The sequence below is a fragment of the Microvirga arvi genome, from assembly GCF_016892765.1.
Lineage (GTDB): Bacteria > Pseudomonadota > Alphaproteobacteria > Rhizobiales > Beijerinckiaceae > Microvirga > Microvirga arvi.
On the sequence record NZ_JAFEMD010000108.1, the window covers coordinates 1 to 9,364 of the forward strand.

The window sequence follows — 9,364 nt, forward strand, 5'->3', positions numbered from 1 at the left end:
ATCAGATCCGTGACCTGCGGGCTCGGCTGCAACGCACCAGACGATCAAAAAAGGAGGCATCATGAAAACACCTTCAGAAAGGTGTGCGTCTTCCAATGCCCGAAGGGAGCGCTCGCGCGTAACCGCTGGCCCTTACGGGAGCGGCCACGCAGACGGGTCATCTTGGTGTTGACGTACGTCTCATCCAAAAACACTAATCGGTATGGCTGCTGGCGCATACGCGGCTGGCGCTGGGCGTGCCAGACCCGGCGCTCCTCACGCACGTCGGCGCGTGCGCACTCCGCCGCCATCTGCGATTTTTTTATATGAGAAGCCGCGCCGGCACAGGAAGCGCGAGAGCATCGCAGGGGCGGCCACCACCCCGTGTTCCTTCAGTAAGCGAGCAGCCAGTTCCGGCATGGTAATGGCGGGCTGGGCCTCGACGGTCTGGATCAGGAAGGTCTCATAAGCCACCAGCTTGCCACGCCCGGGCGGGCGGCCTTGCCGGGCTGGCGCCGGCGAACCGGTGTCCCGCGTTCGCTGCACCAGCTTGATGGCGAAACTCTCGCTTACCCCAAAGTGGCGCGCCGCGGACCGGCAGGAGTGGCCCGCCGCGATGAAGCCAGCGACCCGCACCCGAAGATCGAGGGAACAGCAGTGACCCATGATCCACCTCTCGTTTAAGACAGTGAATCACAGCTCCGCCCCGCGCAGAAGCCCAGCAGTCTCATTTCCAGTCCGGTGCTCTAGTGCACGCGTTAAATGGCAGTGATTGATGATGTTTAGCACTTTACCTTCAGCTCACAGCACTGGTGTGCGGGCCCGCTACTAAGGCGGGCTCTTCCACCTAGTGACGGTGTTCGGATCGATGCCGTAGCGCTGAGCCAGCGTTATCGGGCTCGCGCGACTATGCTGTACAACTCAACAGATTGATCCTGCCGTTGTAGCGCTACCGTGGGGAACTCAGCCCACAGCGTACCCCTCCATTCAGGCGATAAAAAGCGCACCATCAATCATGGGATCAAATACCTAGTTCTGTGAGTTCCATGAACCCCACCTGACGAGGGCTCCTCGACCGCGAGAAGCGATCGGCTGACGTTGCAGCGAGCACCCAATGGAACTAGTGAGCTTGGCAGCACCGCCAGTGAACAGGGTTCTTGACATACCGTCGGTGGTTCCCGAAGGCTTCTACGCGGTTTGTTACCATCAGTAGATGCGCGCATGCCGAGCCAGTTCAGCTCGGCATGCAAGACAGCCTCGTAGGCGAGAGTACAGCGGTCTCTTGGGACCGCTCGCAACCTAGCCTCGAGCGCCGGTGATATAGCCGATGATCTCGTCCGTGCTCGTCTGGGCGGTGGTCAACTCCGCGACGATGCGGCCACGACGGAACACATAGACTCGGGTACTGAGTTCCATTACCTGCTTCATGTTGTGGCTGACCAAGAGGACGGCCACGCCACGCGACTGCAGAGTACGGATGATCTCATGGACATGCGCGGTCTCCTGTACGCCCAAGGCGGCGGTCGGCTCGTCCATAATGATCAATTGGGAACCCCAACCGGCGGCGCGTGCGATTGCGACGCCCTGGCGCTGACCACCGGATAGACCTTTCACCGTGTCATGAACGCCCGGCACATTGACGCCAATCTCGCCAAGAAGTTGCTTGGCTCGACGGATCATCTTCGGGCGGTTGAGGACGCTCAGGCCACCGAAGTTGAAGTAGCATTCCTCACGGCCCATAAAGAGATTGGACAGGACATCGAGGTCTTCAGCCAGGGAAAGGTCCTGATAGACCGTCTCGATACCCGCATCACGGGCATCGCTAGGACGATGGAAGGTGATATCGCGCCCGCCGACCTTCAGGGATCCCTCGGTTGCCGCCTGTGCGCCGGAGAGGATCTTGACGAACGTCGACTTCCCTGCCCCGTTGTCACCTACGATAGCAACGACTTCCCTGGGCAGGATCTTGAGGTTGGCATCAGACAAAGCCACAATGCCGCCGTAGCGCTTGGTGATTCCGATCGTTTCCGCCACGGGTACGATGGCCTGCGACGCCTTGTTGAGGGTGTGACCCTGGGTCATTTGCTCGAGCCTCTGTCTTGGAGGAATTGGGGAGCGCCACGGGATTACGCCCTTGGCGCTCAGGTTAATCACTCGTAGGCCGCTGGAGTACTCTCGGCGTTCGCCTTGGTGATCATCGGAGTCTCGATGACGATCTCCTTCTCGACAGTCTGGCCTTTGAGCACCTTTTCGAGGGTTTCCACCGTCAGACGGCCCATCAAACCTGGGTCTTGGTTGACCGTGGCAAGCATGGTGCCGTCGATGATTGCTTTGCGGACATCGGCAGGATAATCGAGGGCGACGAACTTCACGTCGGTACGACCCACTGACTTCGCATACTCGGCTGCTGCGACCAGTTCCGGACCATGCGCAATGACGGCATCGAGCTTGCCTTTGGGATACTTCGACAGCCAGTCCTGGATCAGGGCGACGGTTTTGTCGTGAGCCCACTCGTTGGACTGCTCCTCGACGATTTTGATATTTGGATGCTTCGAGAACACGGCGTGCTGGCCCTCGCTGCGGCCGAGTTGCGGACTCGAACCCAAGACGCCCATCATCAGGGCGACATTGCCCTTGCCGCCCAGTTCCTTGACCACTAGTTCGGCCTGCTCACGGCCCATTTTGACTTCGTCGGACTTGATGTACGAGGTCAGCTTTGCTTCTGGCGAGAGTCCCGCCGAGAAGGCAAGAACTGGAACACCCTTTGCGATAGCGCTGGAGACTGGGCCCACCAAGCTGTCTGGATCGGGCGCATAAATGATGATCGCATCCATGTCCTGGACCACGAACCGGTCGATGGCAGCGGCCATCTGGCTGATGTCACTGCGCCCGTCCGCAACGGTGACCTGAAAACCCTTGGCCTTGGCCCCTTTCTCGATCGTAGAGATCGCCACGTTCATCCAAGGGTCGAGGCCTAGGTTAGAGATCATCATGCCGACCTTGGCGCTCCCCTGCGCGAAGGTGGGTGCGGCAAGGCCCAGAGTCAGCATGAGCGCCAGAAGTCCAGTCGAGGCAGTCCGTCTAGAGATAAGCATAGGTCCCTCCTATTTTGCTTTGCAGTTATCGATGCAACCGTCGATCCGGTCGTATTCAAGCTCTGCGAGTGCGCCGCAGGGCTTCGTATCCCACAGCCAGCAGCACGCTCGCGCCCATGAAGGCTGGCTGCCAGAATGCGGAGATGCTGTAGAGCGTCATGGCATTGCTCAGGACCGTTAGACCGAAGATGCCGATGACGGCAGAGCTGATGCCGCCAACGCCGCCTGTCAGAGGCGTGCCGCCAATGACCACGGCAGCGATCGCGAGCAAGGCCCAGGTAGTGCCGGCCTGCGGGCTGCCGACGCCCGCGATCGAGGTCAGGAGCACGCCGGCGATCGCTGCAGTCAGGCCACCAATCGCGTAGGTGGCGATCAAGACGCGGTCGACGTTCACGCCGGCGCGGCTGGTGCCGACCTTGTTGCTGCCGACGGCGTAAATGTGCTGGCCGAACTGGGTGTGCCGGAGCATGAGCGTGAGGAGCGTAACGACGGCGATAAACACGATGCTGGAGAACGTCAGGCCACCGATGTTGAAGAAGCCCAATTCACGCCATTCCTTCGGCAAAGGCGCGATCGGACGTCCCTGAGTTAGAGCCTGAAGCGCGCCAATGATGATGGCCTGCAGCCCGAAGGTCGCGACGAAAGGATTGATGCCTGCTTTGGCGACCATAACACCGTTCGAAGCGCCAATCAGAGTACCTAGGCACAGAGCAGCGATGATGCCTGCCGGTACGCCAAAGCTGAGCGACACTGCGGCTGCGAGGCACCCGCTGGCCGCTGCATTTGCGCCCACGGACAGGTCGAAGCCGCCCGAGATGATCATGAGTTGCATACCGCAGGCGACGACTCCGATCATAGATGCCTGCTGGACGATGTTCAGCAGGTTCGACGGGTTTCGAAACGTCGGATTGACGATGCAAAGGATGATCACGCTGGTCACCAGTAGAAACAGCATGATACGTTGCACGACGGCGGCAGGATTCTTCGGCAGGAGAAAAGTCCCTAATCCTTGCCAAGGCGTATGGTGAGTACTTGCGACAGAAGGCGCGTTCATACAGGGTTCCTCCACGAGCGGTTTATGTTCTCTGTTAGACGCCGATCTGCGCCGGCAATCCAAACACGCTGGCAGTATCGAGGGCCATGAATGGGCACCGCAACTTCGCAGGGCTGAAATTACCGGCGCAATTTGAATGCATCTGTGCGAATGTTTGCGTCATTCAGGAATTCGACGCCGAGATTCTGAGCCCCTAAATCGAGCAGCGACCAACTGGTTAGCCCAGGTTCCGCGCTTCTCTTAGGGACCGGACGAACAGAATTTCAGGGCGCGTCCGATGCGCTCGTGATCCGGGTCCTTCGTACTTTTGATTTAAATGCCGCTTGCACGCCACGCCAGCCAGCGACTGCGAACGATCTATCACTTCGAAGCCTGTCCTGCGTCAGCTTGCGAAACTTTTATCTCGAATGCGAAATTGCAGAATAGACCCCATCAGGTCGCAATGTCGCTGCGAGCGGCCGTCGCCAGAAGCCCGCGAAGCAGGTCCGAGACGGCACTCTTCGACTGCCCGGTCGGTTGGCATCACCAATGTCGGCCGAGCCCTCTCTGATTCCATCGAGGATAGGACGCTCGGGCTGGGCCGAGGCGTCGATACTGTCGAGAGCGCACGAAAGGGATGGGGAAGTGCCTGACTATATTATCATCGGCGGTGGTTCGGCCGGCTGCGCGGCCGCCTCTCGACTGAGCGAGGATCAGAACGCCACAGTCACGATCCTCGAGGAGGGTCCTTCCGATCGCGCAATCGAGATTCACCTGCCCGTGATGGTGTACAAGACCGCAACTGGTAACCTGCTTAAACGGTACGAGCAGGAGCCGACTGCTGGCATTCCGAAGGCCAGCAAGCCGACTATGGTTCAGGCAAGTGTCCTGGGTGGCGGTTCCTCGGTCAACGCGATGCTCTATGTTCGTGGCATTCCATCAGACTACGACCGATGGGAGGAGCAGGGTGCGGAAGGCTGGGGATGGAAGGATGTCCTTCCCTACTTCATCAAGGCTGAAGACAACTGCTCCCTGGCCGGCCCGGCGCATGGTGTAGGCGGTCCGCTGCATGTCTCCTATCCAGAGCACGTCAGTCCGCTGAGCAAAGTCTGGCTGCGGGCTGCACAGCAGTTCGGAATGCCCTATGTCACCGATTTCAACGCGGGCGATCAGGCTGGATGTGGTCTTTATCAGATGACAGTGCGCAACGGGCGCCGTGCCAGTGCTGCAGTATGCTACCTCAAGCCTGCACGGAAACGATCGAACCTCCAAATCCGCACCGGCTGTAAAGTGGTGCGGATACTAACGGAGGACAACCGAGCCGTCGGTGTTGAATTCATCGAACAAGGAAGCGTGCGGCAGATGCGTGCCGACAGAGAGATCATCGTTGCAGCTGGGGCAATCAACTCGCCGCGCCTGCTCATGTTGTCGGGTATCGGCCCAGGAGCCCACCTCCAACAGCTGGGCATCCCCGTTGTCAAAGATCTGCCAGGCGTCGGACAGAATTTGCAGGACCACATGGATGTCTATCTCATTTATGAACTGTCGGGTGCCCATGGTTACGATCGGTACAAGAAGCTCCACTGGAAGGCTTGGGCAGGCCTGCAGTACGCCCTCTTCCGCACCGGTCCGGTCTGCTCAAATGTCATCGAAGCGGGCGGCTTCTGGTGGGCCAATCAGGATGACCTGTACGCGGATATCCAATTCGCCTTTCTCGCGGGCTCCGGCATCGAAGAGGGGGTGAAGCCCGTCGAGAGCGGCAATGGATGCACGCTGAACGTCTGCCAGACCAGACCAAGATCGCGGGGTCATATCGCACTCCGTTCTGCGGATCCGAGCGAAGCGCCGATTATCGCTCCGAACTATCTCTCGGATCCGTATGACCTGGATACAATGGCTGAAGGGGTCCGCGTCGGCCAGCAGATCATGCGCCAGTCGGCCCTGCAGCCGTATATCCGACGCGAACAGTTCCCAGGTCGGCCGATGGACACTATCGACGACTACCGCGACTATGTGAAGGAGATGGCGCAGGGTGCCCTGCATCCCACGGGCACATGTCGGATCGGCAAGGATCGAATGGCCGTGGTCGACAGCCAATTGCGTGTCCATGGCGTTCGGGGTCTGAGGGTGGCCGATGCTTCCGTTCTTCCAGGCGTGCCATCCGGCAACACGAATGGGCCGGCGATCATGGTGGGCGAAAGGGTGGCCGACTTCATCCGTCGGGCCAAAAATAACTAGGGCGATGCACCCCAACTTGAGGCTGCACGATGACGCTTGCTGACCAACTGGACTTTATCCGTTCCGGGGCGATGTACAACGATCTCACGCCTGAGCTGGTCAAGGCGAGAGAGGATGCTGTCCTCCTGACCAACCGCTACAACGCAAGCTTCGGATCGCCTTCGGCTGAGCGGGAGAGCATCCTTCGCGAGTTGCTGGGCCAGATTGGCAAGCAGGTACATTTCGAGCCCACCTTCCGCTGCGAGTTCGGCCGCAACATCGCCATCGGCAACAGGTTCTACGCCAACTTCGATTGCGTGATGCTGGATGGCGGCACCATCGAGATCAGTGACGATGTCCTGTTCGGTCCCCGGGTCGGGATCTACACCTCCAACCATGCCATCGATGCCGATGAACGAGCCGCTGGCGGCTGCTATGCCAAGCCCGTCAGGATCAGTAACCGCGTATGGGTTGGCGGCGGTGTCCAGATCAATCAGGGGGTAACCATCGGCGATGGTGCCGTCATCGGTTCGGGCAGCGTCGTGACAAAGGACGTGCCGGCAGGCGTGGTCGCCGCTGGCGTGCCCTGCAAGGTAATCCGGGAGATCACCGAAACGGATCGAACAGGTTACAGGCCCTAGTTCGGGGTCGCGCCAACTAACACCTACAACCCGCCGAACCTTCAATGCTCAACTCGGCACTGAAAACGGAAAAGCCCAGGCTCCGGGGCGAACGCACAGGACACCTTCATGTCTCCGCCTTGCGCACTACGGGCCTGGGCTGAACGGGCACCAGATGGGCGCTCGCATCATCAGGCGAGCGCAGGCTTGAACCGGGCCGGAGTTCATCCATCCTGGCACGGTCTCATCGAGGCAACCGGTGACGCCCGTTGCCTCCGAAGTCCCGTCAATGTCCGCTGAGGTAGCCATGATATAGGGATTCAAACACGATCAGTAAGGGGACGAAGGCACTCTGAGAGGCTATCGTGCGCCGGGGTCACACCAGGAGGACAGCGCGTTGGGGCCATGTGACAGCACCGTCACCGGAAGTCCAAGGCGTCGCTCCAGCAGAATTTGGTCCTGGCCTGTGCCGAGGGAGACACGGGTCACGAAATGCCGAAAGCTAACCCTTCCGCGAGGTCCGCCCTTCCTGCCTCGACCCGACATCCGGCGTGCTCCCGCCTTGGTTCAAACTGAAAAGTTTAGGCAAGCCAGATGAAGGTCTGCTCATAACGCGAGAACTGACCTTCCGATTGTCATAACAGACCGGGCCGCGGGGATAGCGCTCCAGTTAACTTAGAGCGTGCGGAGGGCTAGCCTTGAACGACTCAGCTCGGTGTTTCCTTTCTCCGGTCAGGCAAGGCTTGGATATGAGCAAGCCGCTATTGTCCTGACGTTTGGCTACCTATTGGCTACTTGGGGAAAAACAGCTCAAAGGGCAAATGCCGGTAACCCTTTGATATTGTTGGTGAGCGCGCTGGGACTCGACCCCAGGACCCTCTGATTAAAAGTCAGAGGCTCCCTTCCGACCTTAGGATCAACGTCACTTCTAACGGAATGATCCTCCCATGAGAACCTCACCGAGTGGCACGGTTCGTCCGCGAGACCCGTCAGTCCCAAGCTGCAGAAGGGGATCAGTTCCTGCCGTCGGGGACACAATCGGCGTAAGATGAGGCGCCTCATTCTTGTCAGCCCGATCAAGGATCCGCAGCCATGAAACCCATGACGGAAGAGCACCTCACAGTCCTGCGCCGGCACATGGTTGAGGTGATTGCCATCCAGGCCGACCTCATGAGCGAGGAGATCGGCAAGAGCAACCTCGGGGAGCGGGTTCTTAACGCAATGCTGCGGGTGCGGCGCCACCTCTTCGTGCCGCTACAGTTTGCGGCCGTTGCCTACCACGACACGCCTCTGCCAATCGGCTTCGACAAGACTGTTTCTCAGCCCTTCATCTGCGCCCTCATGACAGACTTACTCGATCCACAGCCCCATGAAATCGTGCTCGAGGTCGGCACGGGTCTGGGCTACCAGGCTGCCGTTCTCGCAGAGCTTGCCCGCCAGGTCTGGTCCGTCGAGGTGGTTGAGGAGTTCGCCAGCCATGCCGAGGCGCGCCTGAAGCAACTCGGCTATGCGAACGTTGCCGTTCGCGTGGGCGACGGCACCCGTGGCTGGGTCGAGCACGCTCCTTTCGACAAGATCTTGGTCACAGCCGCCGCCGAGGTGCCTCCGATGGCTTTGCTGGACCAGCTCGCCCCGGGCGGTCGCATGGTCCTGCCCCTCGGCCCGGAGGAAACCCAACAGCTCACCGTCGTCGACAAGTCAGCGGACGGGCGGATCAGAACACGCACCGTAATCCCAGTGCGGTTCGGCACACTGGAAACAGTGGTCTGAGAGTGACATCGTGGACAGGCCAGTGATCCCACCGAATGCTAGACAGCCGAGCCCATCCCTGAGGCGAGTTTCGTCACAGCACTTGTCGCAGCGAGGTGAGCATCAATGAGCCTTGCGGATGACTACATCACGCTCGATGCCACCGCGCTCGCTGATCTCGTGCGGCAACGGCACGTCAGTCGCGCCGAACTTGTTGAAACTGCGATCGCGCGGCTGGAGCAGGTAGAGCCGAAGCTGGCCGGCATGGCCGAATGGACGCTGGATCAGGCGCGACAGGCGGCTCGTACGCCCCTGGAGGACGCACCCTTCACTGGCGTGCCGTTTCTGCTCAAGGACAACATGCATGTCGCGGCCGGCACCCCCTACCACAACGGCAGCCGCATCTGGCGCGGCTGGGTGCCGCCGCAGGACAGCGAGATGGTCCGCCGCTTCAAGGCCGCTGGCCTGATCATTCTCGGCAGCACCAAGGTACCCGAGCTGTCGTTGACGCCTGTGACCGAGCCCCGGCATCTGGGCCGGGCCAACAACCCCTGGGCCCTGGACCGCACCACCGGTGGCTCATCGGGAGGATCGTCGGCTCACGTTGCAGCCCGCTCGGTGCCGATGGCCCATGCTACCGACGGCGGCGGCTCGATCCGGATCCCGGCCTC

At 60.2% G+C, this 9,364-nt stretch carries 8 protein-coding genes; 4 read left to right on the forward strand and 4 right to left on the reverse strand.

Going from position 1 to position 9,364, the window contains the following annotated elements; genetic code table 11:
- Window positions 1-255: 255 nt before the first annotated feature.
- From ILT44_RS28930 to ILT44_RS28945, 4 genes are all read right to left on the reverse strand, one after another.
- Complete coding sequence (locus ILT44_RS28930) at window positions 256-645, reverse strand: transposase (RefSeq protein ID WP_204243068.1); 390 nt, start codon at window positions 643-645, stop codon at window positions 256-258.
- Window positions 646-1,278: 633 nt separating this feature from the next.
- Window positions 1,279-2,061, reverse strand: a complete 783-nt coding sequence (locus ILT44_RS28935) for an ATP-binding cassette domain-containing protein (protein ID WP_204243069.1) — start codon at window positions 2,059-2,061, stop codon at window positions 1,279-1,281.
- Between the two features lie 68 nt (window positions 2,062-2,129).
- The gene (locus tag ILT44_RS28940) at window positions 2,130-3,074 is read right to left on the reverse strand and encodes a sugar ABC transporter substrate-binding protein (RefSeq protein WP_204243070.1); all 945 of its coding nucleotides are present in this window, start codon (window positions 3,072-3,074) and stop codon (window positions 2,130-2,132) included.
- Window positions 3,075-3,129: 55 nt separating this feature from the next.
- On the reverse strand, window positions 3,130-4,029 hold the full coding sequence (locus tag ILT44_RS28945) for an ABC transporter permease (protein WP_204243071.1): 900 nt from the start codon (window positions 4,027-4,029) through the stop codon (window positions 3,130-3,132).
- Window positions 4,030-4,752: 723 nt separating this feature from the next.
- Between ILT44_RS28945 and ILT44_RS28950 the strand changes: the two genes are divergently transcribed.
- From ILT44_RS28950 to ILT44_RS28965, 4 genes are all read left to right on the forward strand, one after another.
- Window positions 4,753-6,345, forward strand: a complete 1,593-nt coding sequence (locus ILT44_RS28950; protein ID WP_443673967.1) for a GMC family oxidoreductase — start codon at window positions 4,753-4,755, stop codon at window positions 6,343-6,345.
- 29 nt (window positions 6,346-6,374) lie between these two features.
- Window positions 6,375-6,965, forward strand: coding sequence for a sugar O-acetyltransferase (locus ILT44_RS28955; RefSeq protein ID WP_204243073.1), 591 nt, complete (start codon window positions 6,375-6,377; stop codon window positions 6,963-6,965).
- Window positions 6,966-8,036: 1,071 nt separating this feature from the next.
- Window positions 8,037-8,714, forward strand: coding sequence for a protein-L-isoaspartate(D-aspartate) O-methyltransferase (locus ILT44_RS28960; protein ID WP_204243074.1), 678 nt, complete (start codon window positions 8,037-8,039; stop codon window positions 8,712-8,714).
- Between the two features lie 105 nt (window positions 8,715-8,819).
- Window positions 8,820-9,364, forward strand: a 545-nt coding sequence (locus tag ILT44_RS28965) for an amidase family protein (protein ID WP_255549965.1), incomplete at its 3' end; no start/stop codon positions are given.

Bases quoted from the DNA above. Each gene is read 5' to 3' on its own strand.
- ILT44_RS28935 (WP_204243069.1), bottom strand. From the start codon at position 2,061: ATGACCCAGGGTCACACCCTCAACAAGGCGTCGCAGGCCATCGTACCC.
- ILT44_RS28955 (WP_204243073.1), top strand. From the start codon at position 6,375: ATGACGCTTGCTGACCAACTGGACTTTATCCGTTCCGGGGCGATGTAC.
- ILT44_RS28940 (WP_204243070.1), bottom strand. From the start codon at position 3,074: ATGCTTATCTCTAGACGGACTGCCTCGACTGGACTTCTGGCGCTCATG.
- ILT44_RS28960 (WP_204243074.1), top strand. From the start codon at position 8,037: ATGAAACCCATGACGGAAGAGCACCTCACAGTCCTGCGCCGGCACATG.
- ILT44_RS28930 (WP_204243068.1), bottom strand. From the start codon at position 645: ATGGGTCACTGCTGTTCCCTCGATCTTCGGGTGCGGGTCGCTGGCTTC.
- ILT44_RS28945 (WP_204243071.1), bottom strand. From the start codon at position 4,029: ATGCTGTTTCTACTGGTGACCAGCGTGATCATCCTTTGCATCGTCAAT.